The 25,278-nt window shown below is 36.1% G+C and carries 16 protein-coding genes; 8 read left to right on the forward strand and 8 right to left on the reverse strand.

All coding sequences use genetic code 11. From position 1 onward, the window contains the following. Window positions 1–310: 310 nt before the first annotated feature. Together NZ698_RS08640 and NZ698_RS08645 are read left to right on the forward strand one after the other, a co-directional pair. Window positions 311–3,091, forward strand: coding sequence for a bifunctional aconitate hydratase 2/2-methylisocitrate dehydratase (locus NZ698_RS08640; RefSeq protein WP_263002711.1), 2,781 nt, complete (start codon window positions 311–313; stop codon window positions 3,089–3,091). A 317-nt stretch (window positions 3,092–3,408) separates the two neighbouring features. Next, a complete protein-coding gene (locus NZ698_RS08645; RefSeq protein ID WP_263002712.1) occupies window positions 3,409–5,676 on the forward strand; it encodes an aconitate hydratase in 2,268 nt (755 codons plus the stop codon). 85 nt (window positions 5,677–5,761) lie between these two features. On the opposite strand, the gene NZ698_RS08650 is transcribed toward NZ698_RS08645, so the two are convergent. Next, on the reverse strand, window positions 5,762–7,147 hold the full coding sequence (locus tag NZ698_RS08650) for a mercuric reductase (RefSeq protein WP_263002713.1): 1,386 nt from the start codon (window positions 7,145–7,147) through the stop codon (window positions 5,762–5,764). 263 nt (window positions 7,148–7,410) lie between these two features. On the opposite strand from NZ698_RS08650, the gene NZ698_RS08655 reads away from it, so the two are divergent. Then, window positions 7,411–9,537: an outer membrane beta-barrel protein gene (locus tag NZ698_RS08655; RefSeq protein WP_263002714.1), complete on the forward strand. Its 2,127-nt coding sequence runs from the start codon at window positions 7,411–7,413 to the stop codon at window positions 9,535–9,537. 74 nt (window positions 9,538–9,611) lie between these two features. On the opposite strand, the gene NZ698_RS08660 is transcribed toward NZ698_RS08655, so the two are convergent. The 7 genes from NZ698_RS08660 to NZ698_RS08690 all read right to left on the reverse strand — a co-directional run bounded on the left by NZ698_RS08660 (window position 9,612) and on the right by NZ698_RS08690 (window position 19,035). Beyond that, complete coding sequence (locus NZ698_RS08660; protein ID WP_263002715.1) at window positions 9,612–11,714, reverse strand: NIDO-like domain-containing protein; 2,103 nt, start codon at window positions 11,712–11,714, stop codon at window positions 9,612–9,614. Between the two features lie 242 nt (window positions 11,715–11,956). Beyond that, window positions 11,957–14,014, reverse strand: a complete 2,058-nt coding sequence (locus NZ698_RS08665) for an NIDO-like domain-containing protein (protein ID WP_263002716.1) — start codon at window positions 14,012–14,014, stop codon at window positions 11,957–11,959. Between the two features lie 234 nt (window positions 14,015–14,248). Further along, a complete protein-coding gene (locus NZ698_RS08670; protein ID WP_263002717.1) occupies window positions 14,249–16,288 on the reverse strand; it encodes an NIDO-like domain-containing protein in 2,040 nt (679 codons plus the stop codon). Window positions 16,289–16,433: 145 nt separating this feature from the next. Then, window positions 16,434–17,117 carry an RluA family pseudouridine synthase gene (locus tag NZ698_RS08675; protein WP_263002718.1) on the reverse strand — a complete coding sequence of 228 codons (684 nt, stop codon included), beginning with the start codon at window positions 17,115–17,117 and terminating at the stop codon, window positions 16,434–16,436. Window positions 17,118–17,119: 2 nt separating this feature from the next. Continuing rightward, window positions 17,120–17,446 (reverse strand): hypothetical protein, encoded by a 327-nt coding sequence (locus tag NZ698_RS08680; protein ID WP_263002719.1) that lies wholly within the window; start codon window positions 17,444–17,446, stop codon window positions 17,120–17,122. Beyond that, window positions 17,446–18,261, reverse strand: coding sequence for a 3-methyl-2-oxobutanoate hydroxymethyltransferase (gene panB, locus NZ698_RS08685; RefSeq protein WP_263002720.1), 816 nt, complete (start codon window positions 18,259–18,261; stop codon window positions 17,446–17,448). The genes NZ698_RS08680 and panB overlap by 1 nt, the downstream gene beginning before the upstream one ends. 60 nt (window positions 18,262–18,321) lie before the next feature. After that, window positions 18,322–19,035, reverse strand: coding sequence for a Crp/Fnr family transcriptional regulator (locus NZ698_RS08690; protein WP_263002721.1), 714 nt, complete (start codon window positions 19,033–19,035; stop codon window positions 18,322–18,324). Between the two features lie 90 nt (window positions 19,036–19,125). On the opposite strand from NZ698_RS08690, the gene NZ698_RS08695 reads away from it, so the two are divergent. The 5 genes from NZ698_RS08695 (at window position 19,126) to NZ698_RS08715 (ending at window position 25,209) form a co-directional block, all read left to right on the forward strand. Beyond that, a complete protein-coding gene (locus tag NZ698_RS08695) occupies window positions 19,126–21,504 on the forward strand; it encodes a heavy metal translocating P-type ATPase (protein WP_263002722.1) in 2,379 nt (792 codons plus the stop codon). 109 nt (window positions 21,505–21,613) lie between these two features. Continuing rightward, complete coding sequence (ccoS, locus tag NZ698_RS08700) at window positions 21,614–21,841, forward strand: cbb3-type cytochrome oxidase assembly protein CcoS (RefSeq protein ID WP_263002723.1); 228 nt, start codon at window positions 21,614–21,616, stop codon at window positions 21,839–21,841. A 5-nt stretch (window positions 21,842–21,846) separates the two neighbouring features. Next, window positions 21,847–24,108, forward strand: coding sequence for a cytochrome-c oxidase, cbb3-type subunit I (gene ccoN / locus NZ698_RS08705; protein WP_263002724.1), 2,262 nt, complete (start codon window positions 21,847–21,849; stop codon window positions 24,106–24,108). Between the two features lie 14 nt (window positions 24,109–24,122). Continuing rightward, window positions 24,123–24,320, forward strand: coding sequence for a cbb3-type cytochrome oxidase subunit 3 (locus NZ698_RS08710; RefSeq protein WP_263002725.1), 198 nt, complete (start codon window positions 24,123–24,125; stop codon window positions 24,318–24,320). Window positions 24,321–24,330: 10 nt separating this feature from the next. Next, window positions 24,331–25,209, forward strand: a complete 879-nt coding sequence (locus tag NZ698_RS08715; protein ID WP_263002726.1) for a c-type cytochrome — start codon at window positions 24,331–24,333, stop codon at window positions 25,207–25,209. Window positions 25,210–25,278: the final 69 nt, after the last annotated feature.

Here is a 25,278-nt window from a genome sequence, read left to right on the forward strand (position 1 = left end):
GGAACATTTTTTAAATGTCTGATAATTTTTAAAAACGTTAGAAAAATATTTTTTGATATTTGATGATCAAAATAAAACCTAACGTTTCCTAAAGAGAGTTTTTTGCGACAAGACAGATTACCCGTAAGCCACTTACATTTTCAGAAAAAGTCCTTTATTCTCGCTTCGGAGCTGAACATTAGCTCACGTTTTAAAAATGATGTAGATTAAAATTGTCTTTTGTTGTTGCAGATTTTTGCATTAAACTGCAAATATCTCAATAAAAACTCTGTACAAATTTACTATTAACTTTGAAAAAGAACTTCTATTTATGACTATTTATCAGGATTACATCCAAGAGATTGAAGAAAGAAAAATTCAGGGTCTTCACCCAAAACCAATTGATGGTGCCGAACTTTTAAGCGCAATCATTGCACAAATTAAAGATAAGAATAACGAATACAGAGCAGATTCTCTGAAATTCTTTATCTACAACAGTTTACCGGGTACAACACCTGCTGCAGTTGTGAAAGCTCAATTTTTAAAAGAAATCATTTTAGGTGAATCCGTATTAGAAGAAATATCTCCTGCTTTTGCTTTTGAGTTATTGTCTCATATGAAAGGCGGTCCTTCAATCAAAGTATTGTTGGATTTAGCTTTAGGAAATGATGCTTCAATTGCTAAAGAAGCTGCAAATGTTCTGAAGACTCAGGTTTTCCTTTACGAAGCAGATACTGACCGTCTGAAAGCAGCGTTCCACAGCGGAAACGAAATTGCTAAAGAAATCATTGAAAGCTACGCACAGGCAGAATTCTTCACAAAACTTCCTGAAGCTCCGGAAGAAATCAAGGTGGTAACGTATATTGCTGGTGAAGGTGATATCTCAACCGATCTTTTATCTCCGGGAAATCAGGCTCACTCAAGATCGGACCGTGAACTTCATGGTTTGTGTATGATGACTCCTGAAGCTCAGAAAGAAATTCAGGCTTTGCAGGCACAACATCCTGACAAAAGTGTGATGCTGATCGCAGAAAAAGGAACAATGGGAGTTGGATCATCAAGAATGTCTGGTGTAAACAACGTTGCACTTTGGACAGGTAAACAGGCAAGTCCTTACATTCCATTTGTAAATATTGCTCCAATTGTAGCTGGAACGAACGGTATTTCTCCAATTTTCCTGACGACTGTTGACGTAACCGGTGGAATTGGTATTGACCTTCAGAATTGGGTGAAAAAACTGGATGCAGAAGGAAATGTTATCCGTAATGAGAACAACGAACCAATTCTTGAGGAAGTTTACTCTGTAGCTACCGGAACTGTTCTTACAATTAATACAAAGACTAAAAAATTATACAACGGCGATCAAGAGTTGAAAGACATTTCTAAGTCATTCACACCGCAAAAAATGGAATTCATCAAAGCGGGTGGATCTTACGCGATTGTTTTTGGTAAAAAATTACAAACTTGGGCTTCAGGAATTTTAGGAATTGAAATTCCTACAGTTTACGCTCCATCAAAAGAAATTACTAAAGAAGGAGTTGGTCTTACGGCTGTTGAAAAAATATTTAATAAAAATGCTGTTGGTTTAGCTCCTGGGAAAGTTTTACACGCTGGATCTGATGTTAGAGTTGAAGTTAACATTGTTGGCTCACAAGATACAACCGGTTTGATGACTGCACAGGAATTGGAATCGATGGCTGCGACCGTTATTTCTCCAATCGTTGACGGTGCTTATCAATCTGGATGTCACACAGCTTCGGTTTGGGATAAAAAAGCTCAGGCAAACATTCCTAGATTGATGAAATTTATGAATGATTTTGGTCTAATTACTGCACGTGATCCAAAAGGTGAATATCACGCAATGACAGATGTTATCCATAAAGTTTTGAATGACATTACCATCGACGAATGGGCGATCATCATTGGTGGTGATTCTCACACAAGAATGTCAAAAGGTGTAGCATTTGGAGCTGACTCAGGAACTGTAGCTTTGGCATTGGCGACTGGAGAAGCTTCTATGCCGATTCCGGAATCTGTAAAAGTGACTTTCAAAGGTGATATGAAACATCACATGGATTTCCGTGACGTTGTTCACGCTACTCAATTACAGATGTTACAGCAGTTCGGGGGAGAAAATGTTTTCCAAGGTAGAATTATTGAGGTTCATATCGGAACGCTTCCTGCTGATCAGGCATTTACCTTTACAGACTGGACTGCAGAAATGAAAGCAAAAGCTTCAATCTGTATTTCTGAAGACGATACTTTGATCGAATCACTGGAAATTGCAAAAAGCAGAATTCAGATCATGATCGACAAAGGAATGGATAATCATCTTAATGTTCTTCAGGGATTAATAAATAAAGCAAATAAGAGAATTACTGAAATCAAATCTGGTGAAATGCCGGCTTTAACTCCAGATTCTAACGCAAAATATTACGCAGAGGTTGTAGTTGATCTTGATGTGATCGTAGAACCAATGATTGCTGATCCTGATGTAAACAATGATGATGTTTCTAAAAGATATACTCACGATACCATTAGAGATCTTACTTTCTATGGTGGAGATAAAAAAGTAGATCTTGGTTTTGTAGGATCTTGTATGGTTCACAAAGGTGATTTGAAAATTGTTTCTCAAATGTTAAGAAACATTGAAAAAAGAGATGGTAAAGTTGAATTTTTAGCTCCTCTTGTAGTTGCTGCTCCAACATACAACATCATCGATGAATTAAAAGCAGAAGGTGATTGGGAGTTGTTGGAGAAATATTCAGGTTTTGAATTTGATGATAATGCTCCAAAAGGTGCAGCTCGTGTTGAGTACAAAAACATGATGTATCTTGAGCGTCCTGGATGTAACCTTTGTATGGGTAACCAGGAAAAAGCTGAAAAAGGAGATACTGTTTTAGCAACTTCTACCCGTCTTTTCCAGGGAAGAGTGGTTGAAGATTCTGAACGTAAAAAAGGAGAATCTTTACTGGCTTCCACTCCGGTTGTTGTGCTTTCTGCAATTATGGGAAGAATTCCTAATATTGACGAATACAAAACGGCAGTTGAAGGTATCGATCTGACTACTTTTGTTCCTTCTATCAAAGAGTTGGTAACTGTTGGTCATTAATTAAATTTAAATACAGGTCAATCGTAAGATTGATTTACAATTGATATAAATGAAAGATTTTAGTCCTAATGGATTTAAAATCTTTCATTTTTTTTTGTTTAGAACATTTCTATTTAAGGCTCATCTAATTTATTTTAACCTAAATCAATTACAGAAATTCTAATTTTTCTTAACTTGATAGAAATAAAACATGCTCGTTATTCATTAGTATTATCCTTTCAAATGATCGAAGGAACAGAATTTGATGGATAAGAGGATCATCCCTGTTCAATTATTTTGAACGGAAATTTACGTGAAATAGAAAAAATAAATTAGATATGACTTTCGACATTGACATGATCAAAAAAGTGTACGAACGTTATCCTGAACGCATTGCAGCAGCAAGACAGATCACAGGAAAACCATTAACACTTTCAGAAAAAATTCTTTACACCCATTTGTGGGAAGGGAACGCAACAAAAGAACATGAAAGAGGAAATTCCTACGTGGATTTCGCTCCGGACAGAGTTGCCATGCAGGATGCAACTGCGCAGATGGCTCTTTTACAATTCATGCAGGCCGGAAAAGCCAAAGTAGCAGTTCCGTCGACCGCTCACGCAGATCACCTGATCCAAGCTCGGGTTGGTGCTCAATCAGATTTACAGGAAGGAATCAATAAGAATTCAGAGGTTTTCAACTTCTTAGGTTCAGTTTGTGATAAATACGGAATCGGTTTCTGGAAACCGGGAGCCGGAATTATTCATCAGGTTGTTTTAGAAAATTACGCATTTCCGGGAGGAATGATGATCGGAACTGACTCTCATACTGTAAACGCAGGAGGTTTAGGAATGGTTGCCATCGGAGTTGGTGGTGCAGATGCCGTAGACGTAATGGCCGGAATGGCTTGGGAATTGAAAATGCCAAAATTAATCGGCGTAAAATTAACAGGAAAAATGTCTGGCTGGACTTCCGCAAAAGACGTTATCTTAAAAGTAGCAGGAATTCTTACCGTAAAAGGTGGAACCGGCTGTATCGTAGAATATTTCGGAGATGGAGCGATATCTTTATCTGCAACAGGAAAAGGAACAATCTGTAACATGGGTGCTGAAATTGGTGCTACAACTTCCACTTTCGGCTATGATGATTCAATGAGAAGATATTTAGCTTCTACAGGAAGACAGGATGTTGTTGATGCTGCCGATCAGGTTGCTGAACATTTAACAGGTGATGCCGAAGTTTACGAAAATCCTGAACAATATTTTGACCAGGTTATTGAAATTAATTTATCTGAATTAGCTCCACATTTAAATGGACCTTTCACACCAGATTTGGCAACTCCTGTTTCTGAATTTAAATCAAAAGCCGAAGCAAACGGATGGCCAATTGAAGTTGAATGGGCATTGATTGGTTCTTGTACTAACTCTTCATATGAAGATTTATCAAGAGCAGCTTCTATTGTTGAAGACGCTGTTGCAAAAGGCGTAAAACCTAAAGCGATTTTAGGAATCAACCCTGGTTCTGAGCAGGTGAAATTTACTGCAGAACGAGACGGATTCTTAGATTCTTTCAGAAAATTTGAAAATGCAAGAATCTTTACCAATGCTTGTGGACCTTGTATCGGACAATGGGACAGAGAAGGTGCTGAAAAAGGTGAGAAAAACTCGATTATTCACTCTTTCAACAGAAACTTTGCAAAAAGAGCAGATGGAAATCCAAACACTCATGCCTTTGTAGCTTCTCCTGAAATGGTGGCAGCTATTGCAATTTCGGGAAGATTAGATTTTAATCCCATTACAGATACTTTAACAGCTGAAAACGGAGAACAAATCAAATTAAATGAACCTCAAGGTTTTGAATTACCGGCGAAAGGTTTTGCAGTAGATGATAACGGTTACCAAGCTCCATCTGCAGATGGTTCAACTGTTGAAGTAATAGTAAGTCCTACTTCGGACAGACTACAATTACTGGAAGAATTTCCGGCTTGGGATGGTAAAAATATTACTGGAGCAAGAGTTTTAATTAAAGCTTTCGGAAAATGTACAACTGACCACATTTCGATGGCGGGACCTTGGTTGAAATACAGAGGTCATCTTGATAATATTTCGAATAACATGTTGATTGGTGCAGTAAACGCTTACAATATGGAAACCAACAGTGTAAAAAATGAACTAGACGGTTCTTACGGTGAAGTTCCTGCTGTACAAAGAGCTTACAAAGCCGCAGGAATTCCTTCAATCGTTGTTGGAGATCAGAATTACGGTGAAGGTTCTTCAAGAGAGCACGCTGCAATGGAACCGAGACATCTTGGTGTAAAAGCTGTTTTGGTAAAATCGTTTGCAAGAATCCATGAGACTAACCTGAAAAAACAAGGAATGTTGGGATTGACATTTGCCGATGAAACAGATTATGATAAAATCCAGGAAGATGATGTAGTCAACTTCTTAGATTTGGATCAGTTTGCGCCGGGAAAACAGTTGACTTTGGAATTCATTCACACAGATGGAACTAAAGATATTGTAATGGCAAACCACACTTACAATGATCAACAAATTGATTGGTTCAAGGCAGGCTCTGCTCTGAATTTGATTAAGCAACAGGAAAATTAAGGTTAGAAATAATTTAATCTTTAATTGGAATTAAAATAAACCCTTTCAGTACTGAAAGGGTTTTTAATTTAAAGATTTATAACATTTATTTCAATTCCGAAAAGAGGGTATTTAAAGATTCCGAATATGTAGGATGTGAAAAAACAAAAGTCTGTAAATCTTTTGCAGAGATATTCCCCGTCATTGCCATTTGAATAATCGATGCGATTTCACCGCCTTCGCTCCCAATAATTGCAGCACCTAAAATTTTATCGGAATCTTTATCAACAATAGCTTTCCATAAACCTTGAGTTTCTGCAGACTCCAAACCTCGCGTAATTCTTTTTCCGGGAATTTTAACAACTGAGAAATTCAGATTTCTTTTCGTGGCTTCTTTTTCAGACAAACCAACCCGCCCAACTTGCGGATCTGTAAATACAGTATAAGGAATAATTCTTCCATCAGTCGAAGTGTTTTTCTGATCTAAAATATTCTCGGAAACAATCACATAATCGTTGTAAGAAATGTGGGTAAACTGCGGACCACCTTTGATATCTCCAAGTGCATAGACACCATCAATTGTTGTTTCTAATTTAGCATTTACTTTGATGTATCCTTTGTCGTCCGTTTTTATACCTTCCTTTTCAAGATGTAGGCTGTCTGCGTTAGATTTTCTTCCTGCTACAATTAGCAAGTGTGTTCCCGTAATCTGCTCTTCCTTATTATTTTTAGTAAAAGTTAAAATAATTTCATTATCGTTTTGCTTTACATTTTTAATTTCAGAATTAAGATGAAACGTTAGACCTTCGTCTTCCAATATTTCCTGTAGATTCTCTGCAATGTCTTCATCTTCGTTAGACATTATCTGACCAGCTTTTTCAACGATGCTTACTTCACTTCCAAATCGGCTGTACATTTGTCCTAATTCCAAACCGATGTAACCGCTTCCAATCACAATTAATTTTTTTGGAATTTCGCGAAGTTCCAGGATACCTGTAGAATCATACCATTTCACATCTTTTAGTCCATCGATCTCCGGAGTTGCAGGTCTACATCCAGCATTGATAAAGATATAAGGTGCTGTAAACTCAATGGCTTCCTCACCATCATTTTGTACAGATATTGTTTTTTCTCCACTGAAAGATGCGGTTCCAAATACCAACTCAAGATTTTCAGCTTCTTCTAAATTTTTCTTTACCCCTGCTTTAGAATCTGATACAATTTTTTCCTTCCTTCTTTGTGTGCTCTCAAAATCTATAGTCGATGACGGGACTGAAATCCCATGTTTCTCAGCGGTTTTTATGGTATGCATTACTTTTGCGGAGGCGATCAATGTTTTACTGGGTGTACATCCAACGTTTACACAAACTCCGCCCAGCATTTCTTCAGATTTTTCTATTAAAACCGTTTTCCAGCCTGCAGCTGATAATTTCAAAGCAAGCGGATTTCCAGCCTGTCCGGAACCGATGATGATGGCGTCTTTTTTTATCATTATTGTTGATGTTTAATTTATTTAACAAAGGAATTCATTTATAGTTTTCAATTTCTATTCCTTTATACATCAATTCATAAAAAATATATTAGAAAGAATTTTATAACACTACAAAAATCTATCGAAATTTTCATTTAATACCATTACTGATCACCACAAAGCAAGAACTTCTTATTCCGACCATCTCTTCTTCAATATTTTTCTATTTCACCTGTAACAAAATCAATCTTTTAGCGTCTAACAGGATATAAGTAAATCCCCAAATGAAGAAAATCGTACTTGCACTATCAGTTTTAGCATCAACAATCAGCTTTGCACAGGAAACTAAAGACACAAAAATAAAAGAGAAGGAAATCGAAGCGGTGGTCATGACTAAAACCAAAAAAGCTGTTGAACAAAAAGCCGACCGTACGATTTTTGATTTTTCTGAACAGCCGAGTCTTAATTCAGGCTCTTTAATGGAAGGTGTAAAAAAACTTCCCGGTTTGGTCGTTTCAGACATGGTCGGAATGATGTATCAGGGAAAACCACTCGATGTTTATATGGATGGCCGTACTTTGAATATCTCAAGCAACGAACTCAACGCATTTCTGGAAGGAATGCCTGCAAATTCTGTTGAAAGAATTGAAATCATCACTCAACCAGGTGCAGAATTTCCGGCAACTTCCGGCGGTGCAATTTTAAATATTATTACCAGTAAATCAGCAAAAAATTATCTGACTGCAGTGTATAACGGAGGTTATCGTTTTTCAAGCTATGATAAATATAGAAGTAGGTTTAATAATTCAATTGCCTTAAATTCAAGAAACAAATGGTTCGGATGGCAGGTAAATTTGGGTCAATATTACAGAGAAAGTTTATCTCTTTCCGAATTTGATCAACTTACCAGAAATCACTCCAGCTCTTTGGGAAGAACTTATTATATGAATTCTGCGTTCACTTTTGAACTTGGGAAAGACAGATTATTATTAAACTATGACGTCAATCATAACAATGGAGGTGCAGATATTACGACCGATAACTTTCTAAATGGTACTTCAACATCTAATTTTGGAAGTGCTACAAAGGGCTTAAGACAAGAAGTTGCTGCGACATATCAGAAAAAATTTGAGGATAAAAACAAGAAGCTTGATTTTAAAGCAGTTTATACCAATAGTGATTCAGAATTTAATCAATTTGGGGATAGATCATTAAACAACTCTTCTTTATTTAACTTATACAATTTCAAAATCGATTACTCTCAGCCTTTGAAGATTTTGGATGAAGGAAAAGTAAGCTTCGGAGCATTATATGATCAGCAAAATTTTGAAACAAAAGATGGAAATATTGTTAATCTTGATTATACAAGACAGACCACTTCTGCGTACCTGGAGTTTCAGGCAACTCTGAAGAAATTTGATTTCATCGCCGGAGCTAGAGCCGAAAATTATGATATTACAGGGATTACCAGAATGATTGATAACAATGGTAATCTAAAACAGGATAATTTAAATCCATTTAAAAAGTTTAAAGTCTTTCCAAATGCAAGTGTGCAGTATAATTTAATGAAACAACTTTTCGTTAATTTGAATTATAACAAAAAAATCAGTCTGCCAAGTGTTTCGCTCCTAAACCCGAATAATACAACACTTAGTACAGAAACACTTACAACAAGCGGTAATCCCGATTTGCAACCTACGATTTATGACAATGCGGAAATCAAAATCAGTGCATTTGATTATGCATACATTGGCTACAACACAAGTTGGGTAAAAGATCAGATTGTTCAGAAAGTTTCGAGAGAAGGGAATTTAATCAGAAACGAGCAGGTACAGGTCAACAGCATCAGAACACACAACTTCAATTTCGGAATGCCGATTCCGTTTATGCTGTTCACGACACCTTTCAGTGAACTGATGAAATTTAATGTAAATCCTGATAAAATGAACTTATTATATGTTTATGCAGGGTATCAGATTCAGGAAATGCCGGATATTAAATCTAAAGGATTTTGGGTTTTCAGCTTGATGGGACAGTTTATTCTTCCAAAAGACATCAGACTTCAGGCGAATTATAACGTGATACCAAAAGGAGGAAATTTCTATTATTTTCAAATTGAAAAACCTTTAAACAATGCTTTTGATTTAACGATATCTAAAAAGTTTATGGCCGACCGTCTAAATCTTTCACTTTATGCAAGAGATATATTTAATCAGAATAAAAGTGTCATCGTAGCAAATTCTCTAGGAGGAAAAGTCTTTACATCAAATAAATTCGACAGCAGAAGTTTCGGAATCACCGTAAATTATAAAATTCCAACTAAAAACAAACTGGCAAAAGAAGATCCGAATATGATCAAACAAACCACTCAAAGTGAAAGCAACGGTGGAGTTTTGCAACCGGGACAATAAGATCAGTTTTTATAAAAAACAAAATCGGCTCTAAAAATTTAGAGCCGATTTTTATTTAAAAATATTAATGAAGATTATTTTTTAATGATTTTTATGGTTTGTTGAGAGCCATCTTTCATATCAAGCTGTAAAATATACATTCCTGCAGAAAGATCATTTAACCTTAAAACAGATTGTGCCTGATTGAATGTTCTTATCAATTTACCAGAAATATCTGAAACTCTGATTGATTTTACCAATTCGGGCTTGCTGATATTTACAACTTCCGAGAATGGATTTGGATACACTTTAATGGCATCTTTTTTATCAATTTCCGATGTCGAAAGACAATTTGCATCTACTGTTGCGGTAACCATGGTTCTAGGTGATTCGCACTTTGTTCCGATTTTCCAATCATAAAAATAGTAGTATAAATCGTTACGAGTCGTGTTGGCAGGAGCTGCGGTTAATGTACTCGTCTGAATTGTTAGCAAATTCTGCACAGTATAAGGATAACCATAATTTCCTGAAGGAGCATTTGCAGAGGGGTCAAATAGTAAACCTGATATTCCTGTATAACTACCCGGACGAATTTTATAATTTAAACCTGGGAAAATAGGGAAATCTAGATTAATCACCTGAGCGACTGGAGCGCTTGTAGGAGAACCCACCACATTTACAGTTTTGGTATTAACTATAGCTCCACTGCTATTAATTACATCAATCGTAAGTGTACCAGAAGCTCCGGAAGCACTTACAGGATATACTGTCACACTTTCTAATATAAAATAACCCAATGCATCGAAAACCAAACCAAAATTTGTAGTACCTGCACCACTACTAGGAGACGGCGAGTAAATCGATTTTCCCGTCTGAATTCCTGTAGTACCTGAAGATGCAGTAACATAATAATTGGTAGTTGCAGCTAATGGCGGTGTCGTAAATGAGCTTCCTGTAAAAAGTAAATTTCCTCCTGTTGGAGCATTGTACCAATTTAAACTGATTCCAGTATTAGCGGTCGCAGTTAAAGTTGCAGGATTATTCGGGCATACCGCAGCGCCGTTTGAAGATAGTAAATTTGGAGGAATACAAGTCGTAGTAAATAGAGTTGTTTCTGAATTCCAAAAACTTACGTTTCCTGCAGCACAATTTGATCTTATCCAGACATAATAAGTTGTAAGAGGATTTAAAGAACCTATTTGATATGATGTCCCCGAAACATTCTGAATTGTTGGTACAGTAGAAGAATTCGGAGGTGTACTATTGGTACTGTAATAGATGTCATATCCTGTAGGATTTGAAGGCGAAGCTCCCCAAGATAAATTTGCAGTATATGTGGAAGTCGATACCACAGACAATCCTGCAGGTATATAACAAGTAGGCGGAGTCCAGGTATAAGTTAATCCCGCAGCCGGCATTCCTGGAATTGCGATGCTGGTATTGAATGATTGTGTACTGGTGTTCGCAGTTCCTATAGCCGAATTGAAGAATTCTACCGTGCTTGCGTTCAGTCTGTTATTAAAATCCGAATTCGATAAACCTCGCAAACCAATCTGACTCGTTCCAGATACTGCAGTACTTCCAATCAAAAAGCTTCCGGCATCATAAACAGCCTTGATCGTATTGGAAGTTTCCTGCAACCTTACTTGAAATGAAAACGAAAAAACAGTGGTAACAGCAGTTGCCGAATTTGTCCGGAAACTATTCCACTGAATCACAATTTCCCGGTTTGGTGCTGTACCCAAAGTTTCCCAAGTGACACTTCCCGTTCTGCCATTGACATCAAAAAAGCTACTTATATCTCTTCCCCAGGCAGAAACCGCACCCTCGTACGCAGTAGCACCTGAGATAGGAGTAGTATAAGTGGTCGATGGAGCGACAGAGCCGAAAGTAATAAAACCATTCGTTGAAACATTCATAGAACTGTAAGAAGTACCGTTAAAATTAAAGCTAAATGGTAATGTAACAGGATATACTTCACTATTCAGATTAGTCGTTGCAGCATTTCCTGTTGCTGCGCCTAAAACCGTTCCTCCAATTGAAGAATATGTTCCTGATGATTGTGTAAAAGTGTAAGCACTCACCTGAGCTTTTACTTTGATAATTCCACCCGCAAAAAATGCAGTGACTATCAGCAAAAAATAAAGACAATAATTAATTTTGCTATGTCTGTAAGGCAATTCGTAGATTTTAATCATAATAATTTATTTTAAGTTGTCCTAAAGATAATAATTTTTAAAACAATACAAAATAGCCAATATTTCATAATAAACATCAAATAAAAACAGAAATAAATAACAAATAATTAAATATCTAAATCATATAATCAGAAATTAATAATTCTTCAAATTTTGAATTTTATATTTGTTGCATAGCTATTAAACGAAAGAAAGCAGACTCTATAAAAAGAATCTGCTTCTGCTAATAATTAAATTTTAGATTATTTCTTCACAATTTTCACACTTTGACGAGAGCCATCTTTCATATCAAGCTGTAAAATATACATTCCTGCAGAAAGATCGTTTAATCTTAAAACAGATTCTGCCTGATTGAATGTTCTGATCAATTTACCCGAAACATCTGAAACTCTGATTGATTTGACCAATTCAGGCTTGCTGATATTTACAACTTCAGAGAATGGATTTGGATATACTTTAATGGCATCTTTTTTATGAACTTCTGAAGTTGAAAGACATGCTGTATCAATAGAAGCTGTGACTTGCTGACGCGCAGATTCACAATTATTTCCCACAACAAAATTATAGAATAAGTAGTAACCTGTTGTTACGTTACTTCCACCTGTTAAAGTAAAATTACCTTGTCCGTATGGAAAGGCTTGTCCTACTCCACCAGGAGAAACGTAGTTTCTGTAATAACTCCCCGCTCCTTCAATTTTAAATCTGTATACGCCTGGATTCAAAACTATGTTAAGTGGTATAGTTTGTGGCGTAACTCCTCCACTGGCAACGGTAGAAGTAAATGGAATTTCGTAAGCAGGAGTACTTGCTGTTCCTAAATAAACCCTAATAAAACTTGCATTACCTGCAGCGCTAGGAAATACATCAACGCTTTGAACAGATATTGGTGTATTAGTTACCGTAGCTTCCATGTAGAAAGTTGTTCCAGCAGTAGTTGTTCCACTATTTGTTAATACTCCAGGGTTTGCTACTCCGACACTTTCCGTGCTACCAACTGATGCAGATACGTAATAATTTGTTGTGGAGGATAGATTTGGAGTTGTGTAAGAATTTCCGGTTGCTAACATATTACCTCCGGTTACAGCATCATACCATTTTATTGTTGCTCCGGCATCAGCAGTTGCTGATAAAGTAGCGGTTTGATTCGGACATACCGTTGCGCCGGTTGTAGACAGCAATGCAGGCGGTTGACATTGGGTAAACACGCTTATTGGCTGCAATGTCCAAGCACTTGTATTTCCACTTCCACAATTTGATCTAACCCATATATAATAACCCGTTGAAGGCGTTAATAGGCTTAATGTAGCCGTTGTTCCTGTAACACTTTGTGATGGAGCTGTGGTAGAAATTGGAGGTGTATTTGAAGTGCTGTAATAAATATCATACCCTCCTGAAGGTAAGGATGAAGATGCATTCCAAGAAATACTTGCCGTTGTGGGTGTTGATGAAGTTGATGTTAATCCATTTGGAGTGTAGCAGCTTGGCGGCGTCCAAGTGTATGTTAAACCAGTTGATGGCATTCCCGGAATAGCATTTACAGTATTAAAAGCTTGTGAACTTGTATTTGCTGTCCCTGCAGTTGAATTTACAAATTCTAAAGTTGTAGCATTTAGTCTATTATTATAATCTGAAGAAGATGTACCTCTTAATCCTATCTGTGCAGTTGAATTATAAGATGTACTACCAATTACATAAGAGCCAGAAGTATAAACTGCTTTAATTATATTTGATGTTTCCTGCAATCGGATTTGAAATGAAAATGTATATACAGATGTCGTACTTGTTACATTGGTAGGTCTGAAATCTTTCCATTGAATAACCACTTCTCTATTTGGGGTGGTACCTACAACTTCCCAACTCATATTACCGGTAACGCTGTTTACATCAAATACACTATTTAAATCTCTTCCAAATGCTGAAATCGCACCATCATATGTAGCTGTATTTGAGATAGGTGTTGTATTTGTTGTTGATGGAGCTGTTGTTCCGAAAGTCACAAATCCGTTTGAAGATGCGTTCAGAGAAGTGTAAGATACTCCGTTAAAATTAAAGCCAAAAGGCAGAGCTACAGGATAAACTTCACTATTAAGATTCGTTGCCGAAGCATTTCCTGTTGCAGTTCCCAAAATAGTTCCGGTAATTGGCGAGAACGTTCCGGATGCTTGCCCAAAAGTATATGTACTTACTTGAGCATTTAGTGTATTATAACCTGAAAACAAAAACGCTGCGGACATTGCAAAATTTTTCAGACGGTTAGTCAGATTGTTTGATCTTGTAATAATCTTGTAAAAATGTTTCATATTTCTATTAATTTTAATGAATCCAAGATACAAAAAATTAATAAATATACATTACTATCTATTTTTTAGCATTAAAAATATAATCAAAATGTAAAAAAACTAATTAATTATTAATATGCTTTTCTTTACATTATTTTAACAAACCATTTACAGCAAAGTAAATTGCAGTGGATAAAAATCAAAAATAGGCTCTAAAATTTAGAGCCTATTTTATTTAATAATTTATTAGTTAAATTATTTCTTGATGATTTTAATGGTTTGCTTACTACCATCTTTCATATCAAGCTGTAAAATATACATTCCTGCAGAAAGATCATTTAATCTTAAAACAGATTCTGCCTGATTGAATGTTCTGATCAATTTACCAGAAACATCTGAAACTCTGATTGATTTTACCAATTCAGGCTTGCTGATATTTACAACTTCCGAGAATGGGTTTGGATACACTTTAATGGCATCTTTTTTATCAATTTCTAAAGTTGAAAGACAGTTGCTATTTACAGTTGCAGTAACCATCGTTCTTGGAGATTCACCACATCCACTGGCGAAAGTCAAATTATAGAAATAGAAATAATAGGCAGGATAATTGACAAAGGTAGTACCTGTAATCACTAACTCCGGCGTTGTGTAAGGAAAAGTTCCTCCAGCTGAATTTCTATATAAGTTTGCAGCTCCTGATCGTCTGATTGCATAGTTTCCGGCTGGCAAATATATATTAAGGGTTATTGTTTGTGCTGTTGCAGTACCGGCACCAGATGTTACAAAATTTTTCGTACCCATCAATGCACCGGCTGCAGTTAAAACCTCAATAGTACCAGATTGATTTGCTGTTCCGGAAAATACATCTACAGTTTTTAATAATAAAGGTGTATTAACAGTAAATAATAAATCCCATAAAGTATCTGTATTGGAACTCGAACCAAGACTTGCCGGTGTTGTAGGACCCACATTTTTGGTTACTCCCACATTCGTCGCAGATGCCCAATAATTGACTGTATTTGTAAGTACGGGTGTTGTAAAAGAATTACCTGTCCCAACCATACTGCCACCCACGGAAGAATCGTACCAATTGATCGTAGCTCCAGACTCTGTTGTCGCATTCAAAGTAGCGTTAGAATTTGAACATACAGTTACGCCTGTAGACGTTAATACCGCAGGAGGTTGACAGGTTGTTGAGATGAGCAGCGGGACAGGACTCCATTCACTTACATTTCCCGCACCACAATTCGATCTAACCCAAACATAATAGATTGTAGATGGTGACAATGAGTTGATTGTTGCTGAAGTTGATATAATATTCGTTTGAGTTGGTGCAGTTGCGCTCGTCGGTATTGTATTGGTTGTATTGTGGTATATATCATAATTTGTCGGAGCAGGAGTTGGTGCCGTCCAATTAGCCGTGATTGAATTCGGAGTAGATGATGAAGCAGTAATAGCTGGCGTAAAACAACTAGGCGGAGTCCATGTATAAGTTAATCCTGCAGTAGGCATTCCTGAAGCTGCAGTCGTAGAAGTGCTATAATACTGTGTGCTTGCAGATGAAATTCCTGGTGTCGAGCTTGTGAAAGCCAAAGTACTTGCATTCAAACGGTTATTATAATCATTATTTGTCTTGCCACGTAGACCAATTTGCGCTGTACTTGCTACTGTAGTGCTTCCGATTAAGTAAGAACCAGAATTATAAGTGGTAATAATTTGATTAGATGTTTCTTTCAAACGAATCTGAAAAGAAAACGCATAGACACTTGTGGTGCTTGTAGAGTAACTTGGTTTAAAATTAGTCCACTGTATAACCATTTCTCTATTGGGTGCCGTACCTACAGTTCCCCATCTAATGTCTCCTGTAGTACTATTGATATTAAACATACTATTCAAAGATCTTCCCCAAGCTGAAATTGAGCCATCCCAATCAGCAGCTCCACTAATTGGTGTGGTACCCGTAGAGGCATCTGTACCTCCAAAAGTAATATATCCGTTTGAGGAAACTACTAAATTACTGTATGTGCTTCCGTTGTAATTAAGAGAGAAAGGCATCACTACAGGATATGATACATTATACAAACTTGTTGCTCCTGTATTGGTAGTTGCTGTTTCTAAAACTGTTCCACCCGTAAGAGTTGTAAACGTTCCGGCAGATTGTGCAAACGAATAGGCACTGACCTGCGCGTTTACACTATGATAACCTGCAAATAAAAATACAAGTCCTACGGACAGATTTTGTAAATTTTTTCTGAGCCTTTTCGTAGAAGAAAAGAAATTGTAAAATTGTTTCATATAAGTTTAAATTAGATTCAAACAAATATACTATTTTTTATATAACTTAAATTATATCTAAAAAAGGCAATAAAAAATTAGGAATAACGAGAATATTTGAACATTTTAACATTATTAATACATTCTGATCAAAAACCAACTTCTATCAAATTATATCTTCACAAGCTCTCCAAATTGGATCATTCTGTGGAACTGGAGCTATGATTACAATATCTTCTTTTGTAACAGGATGAATGAATTCCAATTTTCTAGCATGAAGATTAATTCCGCCATCCGGATTTGAGCGTGGAGAACCATATTTTAGATCTCCCTTGATCGGAACTCCTGTTTTTGATAATTGAGCACGAATTTGGTGATGTCTTCCGGTTTCAAGATCAATTTCAAGAAGAAGATAATTATCTAAAGTCTTAATAACATGATAGGTAAGAATAGATTCTTTTGCTCCTTCCGTAACTTTCGTAAAAACACTGGCTTTATTATTCTTTTCGTTTTTCTTTAAATAATGAACCAATCTTTGACTTTGGGGAATCATCTCTTTACCGACTACCGCCCAATATGTTTTTTTAACCTCTCGATTTTTCACCATCTGCGTCAAACGAGAAAGAGCTTTAGACGTTTTAGCATAAATCACCAAACCCGAAGTCGGTCGGTCTATACGATGCACCAAACCGAGAAAAACATTTCCCGGCTTGTCATCTCTTATTTTTATGAAATTTTTAATAGAATCCAGCAGAGATTCGTCTCCAGTTTTATCTCCCTGCACTAATTGCCCAACTTTTTTATTGATAACCAAAAGGTGATTATCTTCATAAACAATTTGTTCCTCCATAACTACTGACGATTCGCTGATCTGTTGGTAAACGAAATGATTACTCCACCCAATAAACCAATAGTTTTGATAAATGACAAATTGGAATCAACCGGCAAAAATGCTCCGATGATACACAAAGCTGCTGCTCCGTACATTGGATACTTAAATTTTTCATTGGCAAGTAACGGAGCCTGTAAGATGAAGCTCAATCCTATTAAAAGATAAAAAAGCTTTCTTGAAAGAATATCATTAATCTCAGGTGAAAACAAATGAAACCAACCTACAACCAAACATAATATAGCTAAAACGGAAATTACTCCTTGAGCCATTTGTAAATTATCTCTCATTAGTAACTTTCGTTTTGATTAGGAAAATCTGAACTTTTCACATCTTTCACATACTGGGCAACTGCTCCGGTGATTTCCGTATACAGATCAAGATATCTTCTCAGAAACTTTGGAGAAAAACCTTTGTTCATTCCAACCATATCATGATATACAAGAACCTGTCCGTCACAATCAGGACCCGCTCCGATTCCTATTGTTGGAATACTGATGCTTTCTGAAACTTTCTTAGCCAAATCTGCAGGAATTTTTTCTAAAACAATAGAAAAACAACCTAGTTCTTCCAAAAGCTTCGCATCACTGATCAATTTTTCTGCTTCTTCTTCATCTTTAGCTCTTACTTTATAAGTCCCAAACTGATAAATCGACTGTGGTGTCAAACCCAAATGTCCCATCACAGGAATTCCGGCATTAATTATTTTTTTTATTGATTTTGAAATCTCTTTCCCACCTTCAATTTTTATTGCGTGAGCACCACCTTCTTTCATCATTCTTACCGATGATTCCAATGCTTTGTCAGGATTACTTTGGTAAGTTCCGAAAGGTAAATCGGCAACGATCAAAGCTCTGTCAATTCCGCGCACAACACTTTGGGTGTGATAAATCATTTGGTCTAAAGTGATCGGCAAAGTAGTTTCAAAACCCGCCATAACATTCGCTGCAGAGTCTCCGATCAGCACGGCATCAATTCCTCCTGCATCAACCATTTTTGCGGTAGTAAAATCATACGCAGTAAGCATGGTTATCTTTTCCTTATCAAATTTCATTTTTCGTAAGGTTTCGGTAGTAACTCTTTTAATTTCAGAATGAACAGACATAATATATGTATTGTTTAAAAGTTAAAAAGTCGGCTTTCGCCGACTTGTATGTTGTATGATTTATAAAACTACGTGACCGAGTTTCATGAGTTTATCGTGATTCAGAATCTTGATATTTCTTCCGTCAACTTCGATGAGTTGATCTCCTTTAAATTCAGAGATCAATCTGATAGCACTTTCCGTAGCTGTACCGATTATATTGGCGATCTCTTCTCTGGTTAAAGAAATCTTTATAAAACCTTCAGGATCTGTGCCCAATTTCTGTTCTAAAAGAATTAAAATCTCAGCCAGTCTTTCTCTAACGGTCTTTTGTGCAAGGAATGTAATTGTATTTGAAGATTCGCCCAGTTCATAAGCGATTTTTTGAAGCATAATGAATGACAACTGAGGATCGACTTCAAGAAGATCCATAAAAATGTCAGCCGGTAAAAATGTACATTCGATATCGGTCATCGCTTCAGCTTTAGCCTGAAAATTTTCACCACAAAGCAGAGCACGATATCCAATGATGTCGCCTTCTTTTATAAATCGTAAAATCTGATCTTTCCCAAAAGACCCGGACTTCGACAGTTTAGCGGCTCCTTTTTCTAAAACATATACTCCTTTTGGGATTTCACCATCATCAAAAATGATGTCATGTTTCTGAAAACTGAACTTCTTTTTTGCACCTAAGTATCTTTCAAAATCAGTATTGGAAAGCCTTTCTTTGAAGGATTTATCGTTAAAAACCCTGGCAAATCTTTCTTCAATAGCAATTTGTTTTTCCTGCGACATTTTAATATGACATTTATCACAAAAATAGAACATTTAAACTCTATAAACAAAAAAAATTGTTATAATTTTGTCAGTCAATAATTTATGAAGGTGAGCGAGAACTGTTTTCATTGTGGACAAGACATAGAAAAGGAAAGAATTTCTTTTGACGACAAAATTTTCTGTTGCAACGGCTGCAAATCTGTCTACGAAATTCTGAATATCAACAATCTAAGCAATTTCTACGAATTAAATAAACGAGCGGGAATTCGCCCAAGTGATGAAAATTCTTCTCAGTTTGATTATCTTGACACACCGGAAATTTTCGAAAAAATCACAGATTTTTCTGAAGGAAATACGAGTCTTGTTACTTTCAAAATTCCGGTAATCCACTGTTCATCTTGCATCTGGCTTTTGGAAAGTCTTCATACTTTACATAAGAATATTAAATATTCTCAGGTCAACTTTACGAGAAAGACCTTACAGATCTCATTCAACCATAACGATTTAAAATTAAGCGAATTAGCTAAATTTTTAACCAATCTTGGATACAAACCTGCGATCAGTTTAGAAACTGCCGAAAAAAACGAAGATCATTTAGATAAATCGTTATTAATAAAATTAGCGATTGCCGGATTTGCTTTCGGTAACGGAATGTTTTTAGCCTTCCCGGAATACATTGGTGGTGAAGATTACTGGATGGATCAGTATAAAAATCTATTCAGATTCTTGATGTTTTTGCTGGCAATCCCTGTAGTGCTTTATTCCGCTTCTGATTACTACAAATCAGCTTGGTATGGTTTAAAAAATAAGATTGTCAATATTGATGTTCCGATTGTTTTGGGAATATTTGTACTTTTTGGACGAAGCGTTTATGAAGTAGTGACTGATTATGGTCCGGGATATTTTGACACTTTGTGCGGACTTTTATTCTTCATGCTTTTAGGAAAAATGTTCCAGAAAAGAACCTACAGCTCGCTTTCTTACGACAGAGATTATAAATCGTTTTATCCGATCGCTGTTACGAAAGTTGATTTTGGAGGAAAACAGGAAAACATTTTACTTTCTGAAATTAAAATCGGGGACAGAATTTTAGTAAGAAATCAGGAAATCATACCTGTTGACGCTATTTTAATTAATGGCGAAGGAAACATTGACAATAGTTTTATCACAGGAGAAAGTGAAAGCATCAGCAAACAACCGGGAGATAAAATTTTCGCAGGAGGAAAACAAGTCGGCTCATCTCTTGAACTGGAAGTGATTAAAAATGTAGATCAAAGTTATCTTACACAGCTCTGGAACAAAGAAGCTTTCAAAAAACATGAAACGGGACTAGATACTTTAATTAATAATATCAGTAAGTATTTCACATTTATTATTTTAGGAATTGCTTTAATCTCAGGAATTTATTGGTCATTTATCGATTTAGAAAAAATGTTTCAGGTGATCTCTGCAATCCTGATCATTGCCTGTCCATGTGCATTGGCGCTTTCCTCGCCATTTACTTTCGGTCACATTATGAGGATTTTAGGTCGGAATAAATTTTATGTAAAAGATACTTTGACGATTGAAAAAATTGCAAAAATCAACGCAATCGTTTTTGATAAAACAGGAACCATTACCGAAAGAAAGAAAACCAACATCAAATTTGAAGGCTCAGAAATACCTGAATTTGATTTATTAAATATCAAAACTTTACTGAAAAATTCAAACCATCCGCTTTCGAAATCGCTGTATGAATTTATAGAAATCAATGATGAGTATTTTCCTGTAGAAAATTTTGACGAAATTTCAGGAAAGGGTTATGAAGCGAGTGTAAGAGGAAATATCTATAAAATCGGATCTGCAAAATACAATAATCAGGATTCTAAAAATCTTGAAACAGCGGTATATGTCAGTAAAAACAATGAGTTTTTAGGAAAATTTATTTTTAAAAATGAATATCGTGAAAATCTTAAAAACCTTTTCTCAAAACTTAATTTTTATAAAATTTTCATCTTAAGCGGAGATAATTCTTCGGAGGAAAATCAGCTAAAATCGATCATTCCAAATGTCAGTTCGATGGCATTCAATCAAAATCCGGAAGACAAGCTGAATTACATTCAGAATTTACAAAACAGCGGAATGAAAGTAGCCATGCTTGGAGATGGACTAAATGATGCAGGAGCATTGAAGCAAAGCAACGTTGGGATCGCTATTTCTGACGACACAAACAGCTTTACGCCATCTTCAGACGTTATTATGAACGGTGAAAAGGTTTCACAACTTGACAATTATCTAAACGTTTGTAAAGGATCAATCACCATTGTTAAATTGACATTCGTAATCAGTTTTCTTTATAATATTGTCGGATTAAGTTTTGCAGTAAGCGGACATATGTCTCCATTATTTGCTGCGATCTTAATGCCGGTGAGTTCGATCACAGTGATTTCTTTTACTACACTTTCGACCTGGATTTTGGGTCGTAAATATTTCAAAAAAACCGCTTAGAGAGCCTTATTTAGACTGATTTTAAATTAGCAAGAACCTATATTTCGTGATTAATGTCATTATTTTTCACTAATTTTGAACCCCGAAAATAGGTTAATTTTGTTGTCTGATGGATATTCTATATTTAATGATCTTATGCAGTGCTTCTTTGGCTGCAGTTTTCCTGATCGTATTTATAGTAAATGCGAGAAAAGGACAGTTTGAAGACGACGAATCTCCTGCTGTGCGCATACTTTTTGAAGATGAAGTAAAGGAAGAAAAGAAGGCAGATTCTGGCAACAAAAATGAAAGAGAGGAAATAGGAGAAAATAATAAAATTGAAGAAAAAAGTGAATAGTTAATATGGAGACACAAAAGTTTAGTTATGACAACAGTATTGTTCGGGCATTCCTATATGCGACCATAGTTTTTGGAATTATAGGATTCTTGTTTGGGCTTACTGCGGCATTAATGCTTTTCTACCCTGAACTTCCTGAATTTTTATTCGGGACCGATGATACGACGATCAACAGTCTGTCATCAGGAGATATTCAAGGTTTGATCAACACCCATGGTGCGTTTGGTTTTGGAAGAATAAGAATGCTTCACACCAACACAGTAATTTGGGCATTTGTATGTAATATCGTTTATACCGGTATTTATTACTCATTACAAAGATTATTAAAGGCAAGAATGTACAGCGATACATTATCTTGGTTACATTTCTGGACTTGGCAGTTGATGATTGTTGCTACGTTCATCACATTCTTTATGGGAATCAACACCTCAAAAGAATATGCAGAACATGAGTGGCCAATCGATATATTGATTGCATTCTCTTGGATTATATTCGGAGCAAATATGTTTCTTACCATCGCAAAAAGAAGAGTAAGACACTTGTATGTAGCGATTTGGTTCTACATCGGTACTTGGATTGCAGTAGCAATGCTTCATATCTTCAACAATCTTGAAGTTCCGTTATCTTTTGGAGCATGGAAATCTTATTCAGTGTATGCAGGAGTAAAAGATGCTATCGTTCAATGGTGGTATGGTCACAATGCGGTTGCATTCGTACTAACGACACCGGTTTTAGGTTTGATGTATTACTTCTTACCAAAAGCAGCTGACAGACCTGTATTTTCTTATAAATTATCAATTATTCACTTTTGGTCATTGATCTTCGTTTATATCTGGGCAGGACCTCACCACCTTCAGTACACAGCTCTTCCGGCTTGGGTACAGGCGGTATCAACTGGTTTCTCAATCATGCTTATTGCACCATCTTGGGGAGGTATGTTGAACGGACTACTTACACTAAGAGGAGCTTGGGATAAAGTAAGAGAAAACCCAATATTGAAATTCTTCGTAGTTGCAGTGACTTGTTATGGTATGGCAACTTTTGAAGGACCATTATTAGCAACAAAAAATATCAATAAAATTGGTCACTTTACTGACTGGGTTATTGGTCACGTACATTTAGGTGCATTGGGATGGAACGGTTTCATGGCATTCGGTGTGATCTACTACTTGGTACCAATCATGTGGAGAACAAAAATTTGGTCTGTAAAATTAGCTAACTGGCATTTCTGGTTAGGTACTTTAGGAATCATTTTCTATGCAGTACCAATGTATATTGCAGGATTTACTCAAGGTTTGATGTGGAAACAATTCAATCCGGACGGAACATTATTATGGAAAAACTGGTTGGATACGGTAACTGCAATTGTTCCTTATTATAAATTAAGATTTGTAGGTGGTTTCTTATATCTTTCAGGTGGTCTATTGATGGTGGTAAACGTTTTTGCCACTGTTAGAAAAGGATCATTCCAAAAAGAAGTTCCTGCAGAAGCTCCGGCTTTAGCAATCATCAGCAAGAAAAGAAAAGAAGGAGAAGGTACTCACCTGTGGTTAGAAAGAATGCCGGTATTATTAGGTATTTTATCTTTCTTCACCATATCAATTGGAAGTTTAACGGAGATTGTTCCAACACTTTCAATGGATAAGAGTGTACCTACAATTTCAGCAGTAAAACCTTACTCGCCATTAGAATTAGAAGGTAGAGATATTTATATCCGTGAAGGTTGTAACGCTTGTCACTCTCAGATGGTAAGACCATTCAGAGACGAGATTGTAAGATTTAACGGTAAAAACGGACAGTATTCAAAGGCAGGGGAATTCATTTATGACAGACCTTTCCTCTGGGGTTCTAAAAGAACAGGACCAGATTTGCATAGAGAAGGTGGTAAAAACCCAAGTTCTTGGCATTACAAACACATGTATAACCCAAGATCTACATCTGCAGGTTCTATTATGCCTCGTTACCCATGGTTGATTGCAACTAATCTTGACAGATCAAAAATGGTTGACAAAATAACGTTGATGAAAAAAGCGTTTAATGTACCTTACACAAAAGCGCAAATTGATTCGGCAGATAAATGGGCAGACAACCAGGCAGCAAAAATTGTAAAAGATATTTTCTCTGAAGCACCTGACTTAAAAACAGAATATGCAAAGAGACCGGATGTAAAGCTTGAGAAAAAAGAAGTTGTAGCATTGATATCTTATCTTCAAAGATTGGGTACAGATATCAAAACTACGGAAATAAAAACAGCTAGTAATAACTAACATTAAAAGCTATCATGATTCCTCAGAACTTTAAAGATATATTATCCAACACGGAAAATGCAGGTTTGTATCAAACTTTGGCTCTGATTTTCTTTATGATGTTCTTCATTGCTTTGGTAATCTACGTTTTTAGCAGGCCTAAAAAATATTACCGAGAAGAAGAGCATGCACCTCTTGAGGATGATGAAGATGATTTTAATTTGAAAAATTAAACTATTTATTATGAGACAAAGAACACCTGTTTTTGTAAACATTTTAATAATAACAGTATTATTAGTAATCTTTTATTACTTGTTTGTACAAAGCTACTCGTTTTTAGCTTCGCCATATTTCTGGGGAACTGTAGTGATCAGTGCAATTTTGGCATACATTCACAGTGCAATCGGAGATTTGATTGAAAACAATAAATTCAAAAAACTAACTGCAGAAGAAAAGGCAGCTTACCTTACTGAGAAGAAAATTCCTTTCTTAAAAAGACAGTATGATGCAGCCTTTAAAAAGCAGTCTGAAACTGAAGAAAAAGATATCCTTATCGATCACGGTTTCGATGGTATTATGGAATTGGATAACCAATTACCAAAATGGTGGGTAGGTTTGTTCTGGTTTGGCACAGCATTTTGTATAGTATATATATGCGCATATTCTTTTACAGATTTTGCACATCCGTTAAAAGAATATGACACTGAATACAAAGAGCAGATTGCAAGTATTGCAGATTATGAAAAAACTCAGCCACAGATAACATTAGAAACAGCAGAATTCTCTGAAGATAATATTGCAGCAGGTGAAGAAATTTTCAAGACAAACTGTGTAACTTGTCACTCAGAAGGTGGTAAAGGAGGTATCGGACCTAACCTGACAGATAACTTCTGGCACAACCAACCTGAAAAAACATTATTCAAAAACGTATTCCACGTTGTAGAAAATGGAGTTACAGGAACAGCTATGCAAGCTTGGGGTAAAAATGGGGTACTTACGGGAAGAGACATCCAGAATGTTGCAGCTTTCGTATATCACATCAACCAGGAACAGCCACCAATTACTCCGGCTCAAGGCGGTGCACCAGCTTATGGTGACGAAGCTAAGTGGGAGAAACAGTAAAGTAATTAAAACTTAAAAATATATGATTAAACATAATTTGTTATTAAATTAAAAAATAGTAACAAATTA

Origin of the sequence: Chryseobacterium edaphi (assembly GCF_025628985.1) — a bacterium.
Taxonomy (GTDB): Bacteria; Bacteroidota; Bacteroidia; order Flavobacteriales; family Weeksellaceae; genus Chryseobacterium; species Chryseobacterium edaphi.